The sequence below is a fragment of the Bacteroides sp. D2 genome, assembly GCF_025147085.1.
Taxonomy (GTDB): domain Bacteria; phylum Bacteroidota; class Bacteroidia; order Bacteroidales; family Bacteroidaceae; genus Bacteroides.
The window spans coordinates 4302279-4320615 of record NZ_CP102261.1 but is presented as its reverse complement, the minus strand read 5'-3'; the positions used below and the strand labels follow the sequence as shown (position 1 = coordinate 4320615).

Sequence of the window (18337 nt, the reverse complement as noted above, 5' to 3'; positions counted from 1 at the left end):
ACTCTATTTAAAGAAAAAACGACAATATTTTTTCAGAATCACACCTATACCTGCCGTAGTAAAACACACAATTGCACCAACTACAAAGGCAATAATATCATTATTTGAAATATGAACCTTATCATATAACATTCGTATTATAGGCCAATGCATACACAAAATAAAAAGAGAATAACCTCCAAGAAATGATAAACTTTTACGTAATATAAGAATTGACTCTACAATACAACTAATAGACAAAATAAAAGCAATACCCGAAAAAGAAGCTAGTAGATATAACAATATATTATCTGGAAGTTTTATCCAACGGATTCCTATATGTACAGGTATCACCCAAATAAAGAGTGCACATAACAATATCGAAAGTAAACAAATTACATATCGGTATTTTCTAAAAAAAGGTTCTATTTTTAAATAATAATTCCCTGCAAGCAAGATAGGGAGCGAAATACCAGCTTTGGTAATATCTGTATAGTCATCTATTCCATTCAGTCCTAAATAATAGCAAACACCAAAAATTACCCACAACATACAAAAACGCACATATTGAGGCAGTTCATTAAGTAATAAGAACATAATATTTAATGTAAATAATGCTATTAGAAACCAAAGAGGCCCATTATCAAACGAGTCGGGATCATAAAGATGAATTCCGTCAATAGTATTTCTACCCAACATTAATACAGCGATAGAACTGATAACTGCAAAAAACAGGTAAGGATATATCAAAGCTTTCACTTTCTTATATAAACTATTTTCTACTGTATACGAAGATTTTATAAAAACTCCACTCAAAAAGAAAAAGACCTGTACATAGAAGAAATCAAAGAGATATGAGTAACCAAAAGGAGTGTGACTCAATACAATCAGCACAATACTTAGCCCTCTTGCTATATCCAAAGATATATTACGTTTCATACTATGATTCAAATATTAACTTTTAATCCTATCATTTTAAGAACTCTCATTCCACCCAATAATAAATAAGTCAAACGATATTTCAACATTACAATAGGCAAACGCAATTTTAAAGGCAAGTGGGACACATCTATTTCTTTAATTCCAACTCTAACATCCTCCATATTCATATATCGTTTCAATTCTTTCCTAGAAGAGAAGAAAGATATATCAGATAAACGCATTATCAATTCTAAAGCACTAAACACAATAGTACCAATATAATATGAAAAAATATCTATATTTTTCTCTTTTAAATAAAGATTTCGTAAGATAGCCCTCTGCTCAATACCTATTATTTTATCTTCCACTAGCCCCTTAACATTATTTAAAGACGAAGTCAATAAGCCCTTTTCTTTAATCACATAATTATACAACACATCATCCATCAGCGCTATCGTTTTAGCATAACAAAAGAATCTAGCATTAAACAATTTATCTTCTATTAATTTAATTCCCTTTGGAAACAATATTTTATTATCTATTAGAACAGATCTCTTATATAAAAATCGCCATACTCCAGAGAATTCTTTACTACTCCACAGATGATTCAAGTCTACAAAACTATTTATATTATCTTGAGTTATACCTAAAAAGCGAGGAAGATAGTTATGTATTATTTCGTCATTTGTCTGATATACGTATGGTGATTCAGCTTTGTCATAATGTATACCTCCTTGATCTTCATAAATAGTTTGGAAACCAAAATGTACTGCATCATAATTACCCTCTTTTGCTTTTAAATAAACTTTGGATAACATTCCTTGATTTATATAATCATCAGGATCAAAGAAATACACATACTCTCCTTGAGCTATCTTTAAACCTTCATTCCGAGCTTGAGATAATCCTTGATTCTTAAAAGACAATATTTTGATATAACCTTTCTCTGTATATCCTAAATCATCACATTTTTGCAATAAATTATCTGTACTACCATCATTTATGATTATAATCTCATAATCTTTAAAATCTTGTATCAGTATGCTATCAATAGCTCTTTCTATATATTGTGACACATTATAACATGGCAAAATTATGCTAACAGCGTATTTATTTGTATTCATATGTATTCCTCTTTATTCTAAAAGATGAAGTCTCATCCACGTTTTTCCAATAACCTATATATCCAAAATACGAGTTTATGAAATATATAATTAGAAAATGAAATACCAACCCATTCATTCAGTAAACTGTACTGATAGAAATTACCTTTCAACCTTATTAAAAAATTAGATATTTTACCATCTTCTTTTTTTTCAATAGAATTAAAGCTTTTCAAACCAACAACTTGTTGTCTGTGTTGTCTATAAAGAATTGTACTTTTCTTTAAATTACAAACTACCCCCCCCCCATTTTAAGAGTCATTAACACTACCCACCAGTCATGCATATAGATTCTATCATCAAAAGGAAGTGCTACCGCTTTTGCCTTATCGTTTAGCATAATCGTATTGCCACATATTCGATAAGATACAATAAACCAATTCAATTTATCTAACCAATCAGGATAAAGTTTGTCATATTTATACCGCGATCCCTTCACAACGAAACCATCTTCATCTGCAATAGCCAAATCCGTATGAACTAAAATGGGTGTAGTAGGATTAACACTTTCCATTTCAAGCATCTTTAAGTAAGTAGATTCTATTTTATGAGGTAACCATATATCATCCTGATCAGAAAACATATAATATTCAGAATGAATATTTTCCAATAGCCAAATAAAACTTTTCTTTGCTCCCCTATGCTTAATTTCATCATCAACCAACATAATACGACTATCTTTTTTACAATATTCACGCACTATTTCTACAGTAGAATCAGAAGAGCCATCATCCCTTATGTATAGTGTCCAGTCCTCAAAAGACTGCCCCATAATAGATTCTATCTGATAATTTAAATAACACTCTCCGTTATAAGTAGCCATTAATATTGCAATCCTCGATTTATTGTACATATCTTTGATTATTTAAAATTTGCATGACAAATATGATATTTCTTCTCTTCTTCCGTTTCAAACCTATCACGAATCTTCCTTGCTGGTACTCCACCCCATATCTCACAAGACGGTATATCTTTCGTTACCACCGATCCGGCAGCTACAATACTCCCTCTGCCTATTGTAACCCCACTCATAATGATAGCGGCAGTACCAATCCACACATCATCCTCAATAATAGTAATACCATTATCTCCACGCTCACCACTCCATATTGTTTTGCCCGGAATAGAAAATGTATGGTCTTGGCGCCCCACAAAACATACACGACCTGCCATCAAAATATTATTCCCAAAATACACATTGGAAGCTACATTGCAGTAATCACCGAATTGCACATTATGTCCTATCCGTACATCCATATTCTGTGCAAAGCCCGTGCCTTTCATTACTCGTACAAAACCCTCATATTTCACCCATGGATAACGTATATGAAACATATACCACGTACGTAGCTGATTGAAAATATAGCGCAATATAAAGTTTAGTTTGCTTGCCCCATTAGGCATATTACTACAATCAATCTTCATCGCTTATATACTTTTTCACAAGCCTCAAAGATGCGGGCCGCCGCCTTATCAGGCGTATAATTACTTTCTATTTCAATCGCCTTTTGTCCCATAGCCGACAAATCAGCTTGATGAAATTTTGCTAATATATCTATAATGGATTCAGGCTTCAAAGGATCGAACTTATACCCATTCACCCCATCTTGCACCAGTTCATAATGACCACCATTATAAATAGAACAAGCCACAGGTTTGCCACATGCCATTGCCTCCGGTATCACCAAACACCAATTATCCTCAAGCGTAGGCATGATAAATACATCACAAAGTGCATAGTATTTATAGAGTTCATCGTAATTGATGCCACCCATGATATGAATAGAATTATCTCCCGCATACAGATCTTTTAGAGGCTTTTCTAAAATCCCTTTACCTATTACCAATAAGTTATCGTTGGGATATTCTGCAATATGCTGCCCCCATACCACAAGCAGTTCTTTTATGCCTTTGCGTTCCACCATTTGACCAACGAAAAGAAAAGTTAACCCATTCTTTAAGTTTAACTCTTTACGTAAAGCGTCTTTGTCTGCACTAGTTACTTTTTCCACTGCCTGTGATAAGCCAAAACTATCCGCACACATACAACCTTTTACTTTCGGAGTTCTCTTAAAGTGCAAGCCCTCATTCAAATATTCTTCTGTAAGCGTACCATTAATTAGAAAATAATCCACAGGTATACCTACCAATCGGCGATACATCGACCGCCATGTAGGGGAGTTACGTTCCACGTAAGCTGTGCGTTCATAGAACATACAAAGTTTTTTTCGATGTGTCACCGCATAGCGAATACCAGCGGGAGCCCATCCCCCAAAGCCTTCAGTAATAATCACATCTGCCTCCACAGATTTCACAGCCTTATACAAACCTGGTTGCTTCTTTATTACTAACGCACTATTGGCAAAGTCCGACTCATCACTCCCCATTGTCATACGTTGTTCACCACTCATCACAATAGCATGATTACCCAATACCGCTTTCAACTTCCCTCTTACTAGTTCTGAAGTATTCTCTTCTGAACAAATCAAGTAGAAATTACCACTACAAAGCCTATTTAAGTTTTCATATACCGGTACCCGGTAATTACCGAACCACGGTGAAATCCACAATATTTTCATTTTGTTATATTATGAGTTTTCAAGAACCCAACCATAAAAAGTATACATTCCATCATTCGTATATTCATTTAGTCTCCCCTTCCAAGTAAGTTTGTGTAAATTCACTTTAGAAACAATCTCATTATAAATATTTTCATCATAGGCCTGATTCAACAAAAAGTAGATGGAATGTGCATCTTTATCCGAGTTCAAAGCTGGTAAAGCATCAATCATCTTTCTAACATTAGGATATAAATCATAAGCCAAACTCAAACAATAATCAGTAAAAAAATAATCTATAATAAATTTATTATTTTTCCAATATTCGGAAAGCATCTCTTTCATATATCCAAACATCACATTATGTTTAGCTGCTCCTAAATAGTATATATTCCATTTCCCTCTATTTGGTACAGAGTCCAATTTATTCGTCCTTACACTCACAAAAGATGCGTTTTGTGGAACATAAAGCGGAGCTGTGAGCATGCAAGTAGCATCTAGCCAAATTCCTCCATGTTCATACACCAAAGCCATACGCACATAATCAGAAAAGTGAATAAAAGACATTCCTTGCATCATATCACCAACATTTTGTTTTAATCTATCTTTGATATGTTGAGGGATGATTAAATATTCATCAATATTATGTTGGGAAACTACTCTTACCGGATGTGCACCTGCATACTTTCTTACAGAATTCAAACAACTCTTTACTACAGGAGGCATTTCATTCTCTCCTTGCCACCAAAAAATCCATATAGGCAGATTATCAGTAAGAGGAGAAAGTTCTAGACTTGTCAATTCTGCATATTCATGAACCACCCGTTTGCAAGTATGTTTTGCATAATGCTTTACTGCCACATCATGCATCTTTCTAAAGAATAAAGCAACTCTTGTAGAAGGGAATAATCTAAGTGATAAAACAAATAGAGTATAAGCCAACCCATGAAATAAACCAAAGCTATACACTTTCTTGATTTTACCTCCAGAGCACTTTACAATATTCGACAATTCATTATACGTACTCGTATGAATATATTTCCATCCATCTCTATACCCTTCCATGTAAGTTTTAAAATAGCGTATATCCCATCTGATTACTCCTTTGAGCAGAGCGAAAAGAGAAGTAAAGAATATGCGTCGGACAATACACAGTATAGATAGCCATTTCTTATCCCTACATTTATAAATGAACCGATGCCAAAAGATTAAACCATTACGAGCCGAAGCATATATATTATTCAATTTTTTATTGTCATCCATTAGCGAAGAACCAGCATCAAGATGGACAAACTCCACTTCACGATTCATAGCAATCACATTACCCTTCAAATAAAGTTTATAGAACATCACCATATCTTCTGGTAATGCATACTTGGCATCTTGCAACCATAACTCTTCTTCAAAATGCAACTCTTTCAAGGCTTTTGTACGTCCGAACACACACGTACCATGACCACTTTGACTATAATACTGTTTATTATCTTCTACCGCACTATTCACTATAAATCCACCAGTACGCCATACTTTCACCATGAATGAATCTTTCAAACGTTTTCTAATAGAAACTCCCAATAGCCAATCTTTTATTTTATTAATTAGTGTATATCTACCCCCCCCCCCCGAAATGTTTATTTCTTTTACCAGCGGAGAAACAAAATCCGCTTTACACTTTTCCATAGTATCAAATAAAGAAGCCACAAAATTGGAGGAAAACTCTACATCATCGTCTAAGGCTAAAGTATATTCTGAAGAAGACTCATCAAAACACGCAACACGCTGATTGACCATACCCTTATCTACAAACACAAAACGTTCATACCCCAATTGCTCTTTAGGGCATTCATAACCATTAGCCAAAACAATAATTACTTCTTTAGGCTGAATGCTTTGTGTGGCAATACTATCCAATGTGCGTTGATATTTATCTTCGGCTGTTCCCAACGTACGAATAGTCACGCTATAATCTCTGTTAATCATATTTACTTATTCTTATAATCCTCTACCACTTCCTTATAATAAGCAATCTGCTGCTTTATAATCATATCCAAGCTGAAAGCATTTTTGATACGCTGCTTAGCGCTCAATGAGACATTGGCCTTCTCTCCTTCCGATAAATTAAATATCTGCCTTATTTTATCGGCTAAACATCGAGGATTACGAGGTTCTATCAGAAATCCACTTTTACCATCCTCAATAATTTCACTCATACCGCCCGAACTACTACCTAATACTATTCCTCCGCAAAGCATCGCTTCAATACATACCATAGGCATATTTTCCCACCATGAAGGAAAACAAATTACATCAGCGGTAGTATATCTTTCCATCAACTCCTCACGTTGTACCCTACCTACTAAATTAAACCAAGGTTCATCTCCATACTTAGCTTGTAATTGTTCCGCAAAAATTCCAGTTTTTCCCACTAGACTTAAACGAAACTGGCAAGAAGCATTCTCTTGATGAAGTATTCGGCAAGCTTCCGCTAAATCGCCACATCCTTTCCAATCACAAATAGTACCAGCAAAAAGAATCTCTTTCACTTCACGGTATTCTTCTTTTCTCTGAAAGCCCTTCCACGCATTCATATCAATAGGATTATAAATCACCCGCGCTCTGTCTTTCATTACTCCGGCATACTGCTCTGCCCATATTTTGAGCGAAGTACTACATGATGACAAATAGGCAGCTTTTTTCATCTCTTGGAACTCCTTTTTTCCTTGCCAGTAGTAATGCCAATTATTTTTTGAGAAAGATTGAAGAGAAAATCTATAATGATCGAGTAACATTGGTGTATGCAATCGTACCACCACGGGAATATTCAGTTGATGTAAGAAATACCCTTCTGCTCCATATTCAGGCACTTCTATTATATCCACATCACCTAACGTACTTATAGCTAGCACAATGCGCTTACGATAACTATAAAAACGATATAGAGGACGAAATTTCTTCCATAAAGAAGGCTTCTCGACTTCAGGAATAAGAAAATCCCCCCCTCTAAGACGTATTACGCATATACCTTCATCATCATACATTGATTCTTGACATGTATTATCCGATGCGCAAATCACTGTAATTTGATGTCCAACTGCATGTAAACCATGTACAACTTCTTTTATGTACGAAGCTATTCCGCCACCTCTTAATGAAGGTGGATATTCACGACAGACAAAACAAATATGCATATCTACTATACCGTATAATAATTACCAAATAACAGAAAAATCGGACTCTTAATAATAATATCCACTAGAGGAGCATAATCCCAAACAATTAGTTCGAACTGATAGTAAAACCACAAAATCATCACTACTGCAATCACTTTAAGCAACATATCCCTATTTCTGATATTATCAAAAGCAAAAGGATAAATAAAAGGCATGAAGGCAAATAACATCATAAAATAACGATATTGCGCTAATGGCTGTCTATACATTGCTACTATAGTAAGCAATAATAAAAGAGTAATATTCAGAATAAAGGCACTACTATCAGATAATGTTTTACGTTCTAGCCATAGTTTGCGGAATGCAATTAATGCCATAGGAAGAGCTATTATAAAAACTTGAGCCCATACAAGGCCAAACTCCGTATCATTAAGAGTTTCACTGGTCGCCAAGCGAGATACACCATATGTCAAAGCAGAACTAGTATCTGTTGCTATACCTGATGCCAATCTAGGAGCTATAATAATTAGTATAGCAAAAGCTGCTCCAATAAAAAACAAGCCCTTTTTCGTTAGTCTGCGATGTAGAGGTTTGAAAATAAAGAAAGGTACAAAGAGCAACGTTGCAGCATGAGTAAACACTGCACAAACAGCCATAATCCAATCCTTCTTTCGCATTTTACCATAATAGGCATAATTTCCTAAAACGTACATCATAATACACTGGGCAAGAAATTGCTTTTGAATTTGCAAGGTATATTGAAAAAAAAGATAAAAAAACGATAATGTAAAAATCCCGGCTATTATAGGTATATGCGGTTTCTTCATTGATAAACAAAATCTGCGTAATCCCCAAAAAACAAGCAAGTAGTCCATAAAAGTCAACAACGCTGCATACAGAGGATAATAACCAAAGGTAAGATAATATCCCAAATAGTTATATATACCATTCATAAACTCTCCTGAAACTTGCATTCTAGACGAATCTTTAAAATAGTCTATTCCATAGATGTAAACCAATGATTTCCAGAACCCCACATCTGGAACATTCATATAAGCAACATAATATTGCCATTGATCTCCCCCCATACGTTTCGTGGCATTAATAGCTGCAAAATAACCTGCAATAGCAAAGAAACACAGATAATAATCAGATTTAGTCGCATGGGATTTAGTGACCATATAAACTATTATGGTGGGAATAGCAATAAAAGGAGGTGCAATCAAGAATAATATGAAATATCCAATGATATAACCCCAGTTTGTTTTGGAGTCTTTATTTGGGAATTGATGGATCATTATATCTACCTCTATTACATTAATCGATTTAATATCCTTTTAAGAAGAAAAAGACTCCTCCATAACTTAAAACCTTTATCCCCCAACAAAGAGATACATTTCCACTCCATCATAACCGGCCTATTTGTACATTGACATATAATAGTATCTAGATCACCATCAAGAACATTCATATTAGACTTCTCCAAATAAAGATGAATGGCAAGGCTTTCTGCAACAGCCTTAAAGGAAGTCCTCAAATTATTAGTTATGTTTTCAGACATTTGAATAATTTCAGTAAACACTAGTTTCACATCCTCATAATTTTTAATTGAAAACTTAGCAGTCACCGCTTCACTATATTTCCTATACCCATACACCTTGATTGGAATATAAAAGTTTTTCTTGCTATATAATAAACTTTTCAATATAAATAGTGTATCCTCATTATAAGTACAATCAGGTAAAAATGAAATATGATGAGATTTAATAAGCGAGGATTTAAAAATATTGAGACACATATAGTACTCATTTAATAAAATTTTGTTCATGAAAGTAGCCGCGTCCAATTCACAACCAACATATTTCTTACGCCTTCTTATATTGTAATTGGGATACAGTTCATTTCCTTCTTCATCTATAGTTTGATGCTCAAATCTCAATAAATCGGCATTTGTTGTTCGGAGCATTGTAGCTATTTTATCTAGTGTGTTAGGATATATTATGTCATCCGCATCCAAGAACATGATATAAATCCCTCTACTGACTTCCAACCCCTTATTACGTGTTGTAGCAACACCTTCATTGCACTTATCTATAAAAACTATACGCTGGTCATTAGAAGCATATCGCTGTGCTATCTCCGCACTTTCATCAGTTGATCCATCATTGATCAGAATAATTTCATAATTAGTATACCGCTGATTCAGAATACTATCCAATGTTATCGATAAAAATTGAGCAACATTATATACTGGTACTATAATTGAAATAAAAGGAATACTCATCACTTTTTCAGATACTTTTTTAGTGCAGCGAGATGTAAAAGATACTTAATCCACGGATATAAATAGAGCCTAGGATTTATTAACAACGAAACAAGAATCTTTATCGATGAATATTTGAGATCAATGCCAAAAGGATGCAAATCAAGCCCTGACAAATACAAACTATTTTTACGATTCAATTTTATAGTATTTATCGCATTCGAGTTATGTAGTATTTCGAGCCACAGCGGCTTTTCTGAAATATGAATTACAGGCATAAATTTCTCTACAAAGAAATGATCCCAATAAAATACAGTCCGCAAGGGTTTATCCAGCTTTTCGAGCATCGATGTAAAATGATTGTTAGGATAATAAAAGCGTTGAGCTATACACGTATTATTAAAATACTGTATCCCCATATCAAAACTTAAAATATGATCAACCGTATCAATTGTTGCATACTTCTTTACAGCCTCTACCATATCACACTCAAAACAATCATCGTTATCAATACGGGTTGTTATCACATATTCTACAGAATCTTCACAATACGAACGAATCAGCAAATTGTAGTATTCAGCCAACCATACTCGCCCCATCATTACACCATAATCATTCTCATTAACAGGAGCAATCTCATTAGCGTATATCACATAAGACGATTCAATTGCTAAATTGGCTATATAATTCATATCAACATAAATTGGCTTAAAATTTTTGCACAACTTCTGTAATTGTTCATTCCGATGTACAAAAGATTTAGGCGTTCTTTTATCAAAAAATACCAACCATATAAAATCTTTATTTTTTTGATTACACATTGAAGAGAAACATGTATTCTCAAATATAGAATAACGTTCATTCAAATAGGAATCAGAAAATAGAAAGTCTACACTATCTTTACGAATGAAAGGTATATTGAAACGAGTTAAGATAAAATGTTTAAAGTCATTCATTGCTAGCCTTGTTTTAGCTTCAGTGTTCATACTTATCTAGTTATACTATTGCTACAGTTTAGTATTTAATTATTTTAAACATTACCCCCCCCCAATTTAGCAGCATTTAACGAAAAACCGGGCGTAAACATACGCTCTTTTTTGCATACATAAATAAAACTACTCCGTGCTAACATCAACATATCAAGAAACTCTTTACTATAATCTGTTTTTACTAATGTACACTGTTTATCAATATGCACTATTTCACCGGAAACAGTAAATACATACGATTTTTCACTAGCGGCTTTGATAAAGTCTTTACTATCAGAAGTCACAAATATCATTTGCTCACCATTATTTTCTTCATAAACCTTATCTATAAGATGCAAACTATCCTCAATGTATTGTTTTCGTTCTGCCACTGATAATACTTCTCCACCAGACGCATCCTCAAAATCACCTAATAATTGCCTAAATCTAAAAGCCATTGAAAGATATGGAGAATAATTATGTACCTTGCTATAAAAAGAAATCTTTTCTTGGAGTCCTTCGGAAGGAACAAAAAGTTCTTTAAATAATTCGGCATATTCCTTATCATCTACAAAGTGAGCATTAGTATAAAAATGAAACTGTTTTATATGTGGATGGGAATCTATAATCTCATTCATCTTTTGATATTGAAACTCTGCTTCTTTTGCTTCAGATAAAGAATATTGCTTATAATAACTGCCCAAAGTAACAGGGAAAGAATTACCCATAAAATAAGATATTTCATCTTGATCTATTTTCCAATCATATTCATTGCAAGTTAAGTATTCATGAATATCAAAAGGAGATTTCCAATAAATTCTAAAATCCATTCCTCTTTCTTTTGCAAACTTATACAGATTAATACATCCACGCAATCTATCCGCCAAACCACCATGTGGGAAACGACCATCTACCATCATAATCAGACAAGGAGCAGAAAACTCACCAACTACTTTGCATGTTCTAGTGTAATAATTACCTACATGACTACGAAGAGACTCATTATCCTCCCAAAACATATACGCTAGTTTCGAACAAAACATTTTTCGTATTTTCCTCTTTAAACGATAAAATATACTATTCATCTGAAAAGTTTTAAGAATTTGTATTTCAAATGTTTTTTTACAATGAAAAAAGGGGTTTTATATATATATTTAAAAAACTGTATAAAAAACAATGGATAGCTAATTTTGCGAAGATCTAATAAATACCCCCATATTTCATTATAATATTTGATTTTTCCATGATTCCTTAAGAAAGTATTAACTTTATATCCTACCTTCAAACGAGCTAACAGCCTCTCTTTATCAAGAGAATATTGCAAAGATCCCTGTCTAATTGTTCTTGTATATACTATTTCTTTAGAAATTTCTATTTTTCGCGCATAAAATCCAACTTGTACACTATACCATACATCATTTGAAGCAGGTGTCTCATCAAACATGATATGATACTGATTTATTAACGACATCTTCACCATTTTTGTCCATGGAGGTTGAGACTTGTATCTTAAAGGATCAAATTCATTTTCATGATTACACTCTTTAGCTAATTCCGCCACTTTTAAATCTTGATTTTGTGGAATGAATGTATCACAATCAATCGTATTATTAGTAATAAAAACTACATCTGCAGTAGAATCTTTATATTTATCCAAAAAGACATTCAATTCTGGTGTAAAAAAATCATCAGCATCTGCAAATAAAACCCATTTACTCTGTACTTGTTTTAAACCTACATTACGAGCATAACCTGCTCCATATCCTTCTTTCGTAAATATAACCTCCACTAAAGGATTATCAAGACCCGGGAAATGGCTAAAATCCACTTGACAAGAATCACTATTGTCATCAACTACTACGATATGCACATCTTCCCTTTGAGGGATAGAGTCAATACACCGCTGTAATAAAGAGGGAATATTTTTATGAGGAATAATGAAAGTAAAATTACAAAGATGCATAAAATAGTTATCTAATTAAACAGTTTCCACAAATCAAAATAATCAAAAACAGCGTACACAGCCTTATCATTCAGATTTTTTTCTATATTATCCTTACACAATGCACTAGTTTGCACTTCCCTTATACCAGTATGGAAGCGCATTACAGGCTTATTTAATTTTATTTGCCTGCAATTTGTACCTTGCTTTAAAGACATTGCTTTCAACCAAATATCATCGGCAGTAGGAGCTAATTTCATAAATAAAGTCTCGTCAGTCACTTCTTCAGCCAAAGAATGAGGAGGATATAAGATACCTCCAATTCCTGTAGGAAAATTCTTAATATTACATTCTAATGCCGTCAAATGCTCATCATACCAAGTTACATAAGGTTTTATGTTTCCATTTTTATCAAAAGCCATCTTACTACCACTCATAAACCAAATATATTCAGGTTCCTGTAAATAAGCATTAATCAAATATTCTAAAGTTTCATGTCCATACAGCACATCATCATCTATTGTTATAATTACATCTTCCGGATATTTCCGGAGAGTAGGAATAATCTTCTTATACGAACGGTAATCCGGACAATAAGCTATTTCCACCCCCCTACTTCTCAAATCTTTCAATGACTGTGGCAAATTTTCATCATTATATTCTTGTTCAGAAAGCCATAGTATTATTCTGTTAGGTTGTACGGATTGCATCAAAATGCTATATATTACATAGCATACAGAATATACTCTATCACCATAAGAAGTTAAAGATACCGTCACAGTATGCGTATAGCCTTGGCTATCTACAAAAGGATGCAAATTTACCCCCCCCAATTTGTTAATATTTGCAAACACATCAAGTTTTAAGAATCTAAGTTTATATGAAACAATATCATCTATTATTTCATCAATATACAGCATATTAGAGAATACTCTTTTCAGTTTTGATAACCACATACTCATCTGTTTTTTATGTAAACTATAATTTTATGAATTTTAAAAAGCAAAAGCCCCAACCACATGTTATAATAGCACAATCTAAACTTTCTTATATTCTTTATTTCAGGCAAATAAGAAACTGTCTTATTATATTCAGAGATAAAGAAACTTGCTCTTTCCTTCACCGATATATCTGTTGTAAAATCATTCATATAAGATTCATACAACCTTTTTACTTGAGCATAAACATTAAGTAAAGGCACATCGTGCAATATACAATAAGATAATATATTGTTAGCAGAAAGCAACCGACTCTTAATCCATGCTTCCGAGTGTTTCTTATGTGAAGCAGAATATATATTTGTACAATTATAATTATAAACTATCAAATTGAAAGATTGCACTACGCGGGCTTGACACAATGCTTTTATATTGAAGTTTTGATCTTCTGTACAAATCACACCTTCAGGGAAATTTATATCATTATTTATCAATAGAGTACGTCGAAACACATAATTCCAACTTGCCAATTTAAATGATGCAGAATTTAAAATCTCTATTGGTGCACACACCCTATCCTGTTCACGATGCTCTATAATCTTATCCTGCAGAATTGTATTATAACCAAATGTACAAATATCAATAGCTTCATCAAGCTGCTTCAAATTCGTAATAAGAAATTCCATATCACGTTTATTTAACCAATCATCAGCATCCATAAATAAAACCCATTCATTATGGGCCCTCAAAAGCCCTTCATTGCGTGCTGCACTAACACCTTGATTATCCTGTGAGAAAATAAATATATTAGAATAGCAATTAGCCATCTGGTTACAAATGGCTAAAGTATCATCTGTACTACCATCATTTATAATAATAATCTCCGTCTCCGAACCTAACAGATTCAGACAACTATCTATACAAGTGGTTATAAATGAAGCCGCATTGTATGCCGCAATAATGATGGAAATCATAAATATTAGCTCTTTTTTAAAAGATTTCTATATTCTTGTTTTACAGGAAATGGAGCAACGTCTAGCAAATCTTGTTGAATTTCAACAAGAGATTTATGAGGTAATGCAATGGACGAATATCTTTCAAAAAAGTTCAAACAGCTAGACAAATCTGAAAGGATATTCTCTATATCAGTAAAGCCTTCATAAATAGGTATATTTACCGAGCTAAAATAATCATAGAACTTTATACCATCTGTATGAATGTAACCTTTTTGAATCCAAATACACGGAATATGATAGGCGTGCGCTACGATAATTCCATGAATAGATGAGGATAAAACATATTGGCAACTATTGATTTCGTCTATAACTTTTTCCACCTCAAAGGTTCGCAAATCTATCACCGTATACTTAAGACCATATTGTTTTATAAAGTAATCAACTTCGCTGAAATGCGGGACAATACCTATTTGAATATTTTTAACATTTTTTTTGGGGGGGGGTAGGTTCATAAACCAGTGGCAATAGTAAAGCGGGATCACCAAAAACACAACATCCTGAATAACCCATCGATATAATCTTATTATTGGTATATTCCCCTCTTACAGCACAAGCTATTCCACCATGAAATGTTTGGTCAGTATTCATAAAACCACTCCCCCAAATATGTGACTTATGATTTCCCAAATTAATCACAGAACCTATACCTATAATATTATGTTCCCAAGAGAACAACATATCTTTCAGCGCTTTTCGGTTATTACAGATGAGATATTTTAAGATTTCTTTTATTGACCTTCTAACGCTCACCGAACCTCGTTTATATTGTATAGGCAATCCACTCAATTTATTAATGATATAAGGACTTAATTGATCCCCAAAATTCGGTTTATTCCAATATACAAGATTGATTCTTTTATTCATTCTATTTATCTTTTATAATTTATCACATTCCTGATTTTCGCTCTAACAAACAATCGTTCTTCATGATTTATCCCAATGAAGTATACTACAGAAACAACAGATAGCACAGAAGACACACATACTATAAAAAAACGGAAAAATGGTGGTTCTATAATATAGAATAAATATATTGGCAATACAGAAGATAAAATTCCAACGCCCATACATCGAATGATAACATCTACAAAATAATGCTTGGGAGATAAACCAATAAAAGGTTTAAGCATAAAGACTCGAATTATTAATGAGAGAAATAAAATAAGCAAATTTACTATAAAGACAGAATAAGCAGGTGCTCCAAACTTCAAAAAAAGATAAGACAAAGGAAGAATACATAATAATAGAGGACAGATTACCAGCTGCAATTTTTTAACATTACCAGTTGCTAAAGCAGACACTAGAAGGGGATTAGTTGTGGTCTCTATATAAGTCGTAAACAACATGATCCTCAAAAATACAACAGTATTCTCCGGTACATTTACAAGCCACCAGTTCAATATCAGTTGTGCTTCAACAAGTACAGGCAAAGACAACAATAAAAGTAAATATAATGAAAATTTTGATTCAGCAAAAATCAGTTTTTGCATATACTCATAATTCCCAACTGCGTAATTTTTTGTTATTTGTGGGTGAATGGCTGTTTGAAAATTGGATGCAAAATTAGAAATAATACCTTGCACTCGGATCGCAATTCCTCTGGCAGCATTCACCGATGGACCAAAAAACATATTTATCAGCAAGTTTAAACCTTGCGTATAACAGACAAAAGCGAAATTACCAGTCATGTTCCAACCTGCAAAGCCACACATTTCCACAAATAGCTTTTTATTCCATGTTAAACTATATTTTGCCTCTTCAAAATGTACCTGACAATATAGGATATAAATGAGTTGATTGACTATCTGCGTAATAAACAGCAATAATGCATAAAGCAATAATTTATCCCAAGGCAAATAAATGACAATATACACAATCAGCAATTTAAAGACTACATCCGAAATACTAATATAAGCAAAAGCATTCATCTTCTCATGTGAAATAATAGAAGAATTGTAAGGCACACTCATTATAGACAACATCGTAGTTATTATAGAAAGCTGATATAAGATAAATGCTGTATCCATCCTCTCTGCTGGTATAATCATCTTATGGTAAAAAAACCATAAGCCAAAAGTTTCTGCCAAGAGTAAAATAATAAAAGCTAATATGGCATGAATAGTAACAGCAAAGCTAAAAGTTGCCTTCAATTCTTGGGAATTTCCTTTTGCCAAACTCACAGTCAAGAAACGAGAAGTAGAACTATTCATAGAGCCATTAATGAATGTAAACATCACTACAATACCACCAACTACATTATAGATACCAAAATCGGTTTCTCCTAAAGCATTCAGAATTAGTCTTGACGTAAATAGGCTAACTCCCATATTTACGAACATCCTAAGATAGAGCATCAAAGAATTTTTAACTAGCAGTTTATTATTTGATACAGTAGATTGATTCATGAACGCAGATAAAAATTCAGCAATATTAAATAGTTACACACTTTTTCGACAACAATTTATACATATGAATAATATAAGTAGCAACTACAATTGTACACACAAATACAATAATAGGACATAGGAATCTTATCATTAATGAAGAAGAAAAATCTATATAGAAAGACAATATTCTAAGAATGAAAATATGTAGAATATAAATAAATGCAGAATACTCCCTTCCTATTATTGCGACAACACTTCCTTTGCCAAAATAAGGATATTGTAATGCCAAAATAAAAAGAATTCCACTCATCAATATTATAAAAACATAATGATCACGAATAGGATCCATACCTACTATTTCATACAATTTATATTCACCCAACAGGCCGATAATAGCAGCAGAAATAAAGTAAACTATTTTTACCCCCCCCAGTTTATATATTAACATTTCTTTATACTCAAATATTATACGCCCCAAAAGGATATAAGGAACGCCCATAAATGCCCAATTACGATACCATGAATAAGGCCACCCTTTGCATCCTACATATAATCCAATAAGAAAAAGAATAGGAATCACCCATTTAACTTTGATTTTCAATTTATCTATAACATAAATAGCTATAAATGAATAAATCATAGCATATAGATACCATAAATGCCCAATGCCTGGAGTGTCATTTATAAGCACCCAATTCAGTATCGATATAGAATTAAAAGTGTCCATAAACCATTGATAGAACATATTATTTTTTAGAGCCATACAGCCATAGTATATCCAATAAAACAGAGAAGATGCAATAGCCAACAAAAAGATCTTTTTCAGTTGCACTCCATATTTTCCTTTTTCTACAATAGATGTGTAATAATAACCCGTGATTAAGAAAAACAAAGGAACAGCCAGTCGTGCAATTACATTCAATAACGGACACACAGTCGCAGGAATAGTATGCAATTGCACCACAAAAAATGCCGCAAAACATTTCACAACATCAAAACTGTCTTTTCTACTATTCTTCTCCATACCGTAAC

General features: G+C 33.1%; 18 protein-coding genes. All 18 read right to left on the bottom strand.

Annotated features, from left to right (window positions below; genetic code table 11):
* Positions 1-3: 3 nt before the first annotated feature.
* Complete coding sequence (locus NQ505_RS15325) at positions 4-918, bottom strand: acyltransferase family protein (protein ID WP_008999207.1); 915 nt, start codon at positions 916-918, stop codon at positions 4-6.
* An 8-nt stretch (positions 919-926) separates the two neighbouring features.
* A complete protein-coding gene (locus NQ505_RS15320; protein WP_008999206.1) occupies positions 927-2024 on the bottom strand; it encodes a glycosyltransferase family 2 protein in 1098 nt (365 codons plus the stop codon).
* 274 nt (positions 2025-2298) lie between these two features.
* The gene (locus tag NQ505_RS15315) at positions 2299-2916 is read right to left on the bottom strand and encodes a glycosyltransferase (protein ID WP_050547461.1); all 618 of its coding nucleotides are present in this window, start codon (positions 2914-2916) and stop codon (positions 2299-2301) included.
* An 8-nt stretch (positions 2917-2924) separates the two neighbouring features.
* Positions 2925-3488, bottom strand: coding sequence for a DapH/DapD/GlmU-related protein (locus NQ505_RS15310; RefSeq protein WP_008999205.1), 564 nt, complete (start codon positions 3486-3488; stop codon positions 2925-2927).
* A complete protein-coding gene (locus tag NQ505_RS15305) occupies positions 3485-4642 on the bottom strand; it encodes a glycosyltransferase family 4 protein (RefSeq protein WP_008999204.1) in 1158 nt (385 codons plus the stop codon). Before NQ505_RS15305 ends, NQ505_RS15310 begins: the two co-directional genes overlap by 4 nt.
* A gap of 9 nt (positions 4643-4651) precedes the next feature.
* Complete coding sequence (locus NQ505_RS15300) at positions 4652-6601, bottom strand: capsular polysaccharide synthesis protein (RefSeq protein ID WP_259825509.1); 1950 nt, start codon at positions 6599-6601, stop codon at positions 4652-4654.
* Positions 6602-6603: 2 nt separating this feature from the next.
* A complete protein-coding gene (locus NQ505_RS15295; protein ID WP_008999201.1) occupies positions 6604-7809 on the bottom strand; it encodes a glycosyltransferase family 4 protein in 1206 nt (401 codons plus the stop codon).
* 5 nt (positions 7810-7814) lie between these two features.
* The gene (locus tag NQ505_RS15290; protein ID WP_008999200.1) at positions 7815-9089 is read right to left on the bottom strand and encodes an EpsG family protein; all 1275 of its coding nucleotides are present in this window, start codon (positions 9087-9089) and stop codon (positions 7815-7817) included.
* A gap of 14 nt (positions 9090-9103) precedes the next feature.
* Complete coding sequence (locus NQ505_RS15285; RefSeq protein ID WP_008999199.1) at positions 9104-10075, bottom strand: glycosyltransferase; 972 nt, start codon at positions 10073-10075, stop codon at positions 9104-9106.
* On the bottom strand, positions 10075-11040 hold the full coding sequence (locus tag NQ505_RS15280; protein WP_032853558.1) for a glycosyltransferase: 966 nt from the start codon (positions 11038-11040) through the stop codon (positions 10075-10077). The genes NQ505_RS15285 and NQ505_RS15280 overlap by 1 nt, the downstream gene beginning before the upstream one ends.
* Before the next feature lie 44 nt (positions 11041-11084).
* Complete coding sequence (locus NQ505_RS15275) at positions 11085-12107, bottom strand: hypothetical protein (RefSeq protein ID WP_008999197.1); 1023 nt, start codon at positions 12105-12107, stop codon at positions 11085-11087.
* A complete protein-coding gene (locus NQ505_RS15270) occupies positions 12104-12985 on the bottom strand; it encodes a glycosyltransferase family 2 protein (protein WP_008999196.1) in 882 nt (293 codons plus the stop codon). Before NQ505_RS15270 ends, NQ505_RS15275 begins: the two co-directional genes overlap by 4 nt.
* 11 nt (positions 12986-12996) lie before the next feature.
* Complete coding sequence (locus tag NQ505_RS15265) at positions 12997-13920, bottom strand: hypothetical protein (protein WP_008999195.1); 924 nt, start codon at positions 13918-13920, stop codon at positions 12997-12999.
* A 2-nt stretch (positions 13921-13922) separates the two neighbouring features.
* The gene (locus NQ505_RS15260; protein WP_008999194.1) at positions 13923-14876 is read right to left on the bottom strand and encodes a glycosyltransferase family 2 protein; all 954 of its coding nucleotides are present in this window, start codon (positions 14874-14876) and stop codon (positions 13923-13925) included.
* A 5-nt stretch (positions 14877-14881) separates the two neighbouring features.
* A complete protein-coding gene (locus NQ505_RS15255) occupies positions 14882-15370 on the bottom strand; it encodes a polysaccharide pyruvyl transferase family protein (RefSeq protein ID WP_032853556.1) in 489 nt (162 codons plus the stop codon).
* Positions 15339-15782: a hypothetical protein gene (locus NQ505_RS15250; RefSeq protein ID WP_032853555.1), complete on the bottom strand. Its 444-nt coding sequence runs from the start codon at positions 15780-15782 to the stop codon at positions 15339-15341. The genes NQ505_RS15255 and NQ505_RS15250 overlap by 32 nt, the downstream gene beginning before the upstream one ends.
* Before the next feature lie 5 nt (positions 15783-15787).
* Positions 15788-17323, bottom strand: a complete 1536-nt coding sequence (locus tag NQ505_RS15245) for an oligosaccharide flippase family protein (protein ID WP_032853554.1) — start codon at positions 17321-17323, stop codon at positions 15788-15790.
* A 25-nt stretch (positions 17324-17348) separates the two neighbouring features.
* Positions 17349-18329, bottom strand: coding sequence for an acyltransferase family protein (locus tag NQ505_RS15240; protein WP_008999192.1), 981 nt, complete (start codon positions 18327-18329; stop codon positions 17349-17351).
* Between the last annotated feature and the right edge of the window lie 8 nt (positions 18330-18337).

What these genes read in the sequence shown, in the direction of transcription:
- NQ505_RS15325 (WP_008999207.1), bottom strand. Translation starts at nt 918, where the DNA reads ATGAAACGTAATATATCTTTGGATATAGCAAGAGGGCTAAGTATTGTG.
- NQ505_RS15320 (WP_008999206.1), bottom strand. Translation starts at nt 2,024, where the DNA reads ATGAATACAAATAAATACGCTGTTAGCATAATTTTGCCATGTTATAAT.
- NQ505_RS15315 (WP_050547461.1), bottom strand. Translation starts at nt 2,916, where the DNA reads ATGTACAATAAATCGAGGATTGCAATATTAATGGCTACTTATAACGGA.
- NQ505_RS15310 (WP_008999205.1), bottom strand. Translation starts at nt 3,488, where the DNA reads ATGAAGATTGATTGTAGTAATATGCCTAATGGGGCAAGCAAACTAAAC.
- NQ505_RS15305 (WP_008999204.1), bottom strand. Translation starts at nt 4,642, where the DNA reads ATGAAAATATTGTGGATTTCACCGTGGTTCGGTAATTACCGGGTACCG.
- NQ505_RS15300 (WP_259825509.1), bottom strand. Translation starts at nt 6,601, where the DNA reads ATGATTAACAGAGATTATAGCGTGACTATTCGTACGTTGGGAACAGCC.
- NQ505_RS15295 (WP_008999201.1), bottom strand. Translation starts at nt 7,809, where the DNA reads ATGCATATTTGTTTTGTCTGTCGTGAATATCCACCTTCATTAAGAGGT.
- NQ505_RS15290 (WP_008999200.1), bottom strand. Translation starts at nt 9,089, where the DNA reads ATGATCCATCAATTCCCAAATAAAGACTCCAAAACAAACTGGGGTTAT.
- NQ505_RS15285 (WP_008999199.1), bottom strand. Translation starts at nt 10,075, where the DNA reads ATGAGTATTCCTTTTATTTCAATTATAGTACCAGTATATAATGTTGCT.
- NQ505_RS15280 (WP_032853558.1), bottom strand. Translation starts at nt 11,040, where the DNA reads ATGAACACTGAAGCTAAAACAAGGCTAGCAATGAATGACTTTAAACAT.
- NQ505_RS15275 (WP_008999197.1), bottom strand. Translation starts at nt 12,107, where the DNA reads ATGAATAGTATATTTTATCGTTTAAAGAGGAAAATACGAAAAATGTTT.
- NQ505_RS15270 (WP_008999196.1), bottom strand. Translation starts at nt 12,985, where the DNA reads ATGCATCTTTGTAATTTTACTTTCATTATTCCTCATAAAAATATTCCC.
- NQ505_RS15265 (WP_008999195.1), bottom strand. Translation starts at nt 13,920, where the DNA reads ATGTGGTTATCAAAACTGAAAAGAGTATTCTCTAATATGCTGTATATT.
- NQ505_RS15260 (WP_008999194.1), bottom strand. Translation starts at nt 14,876, where the DNA reads ATGATTTCCATCATTATTGCGGCATACAATGCGGCTTCATTTATAACC.
- NQ505_RS15255 (WP_032853556.1), bottom strand. Translation starts at nt 15,370, where the DNA reads ATGAACCTACCCCCCCCCAAAAAAAATGTTAAAAATATTCAAATAGGT.
- NQ505_RS15250 (WP_032853555.1), bottom strand. Translation starts at nt 15,782, where the DNA reads ATGAATAAAAGAATCAATCTTGTATATTGGAATAAACCGAATTTTGGG.
- NQ505_RS15245 (WP_032853554.1), bottom strand. Translation starts at nt 17,323, where the DNA reads ATGAATCAATCTACTGTATCAAATAATAAACTGCTAGTTAAAAATTCT.
- NQ505_RS15240 (WP_008999192.1), bottom strand. Translation starts at nt 18,329, where the DNA reads ATGGAGAAGAATAGTAGAAAAGACAGTTTTGATGTTGTGAAATGTTTT.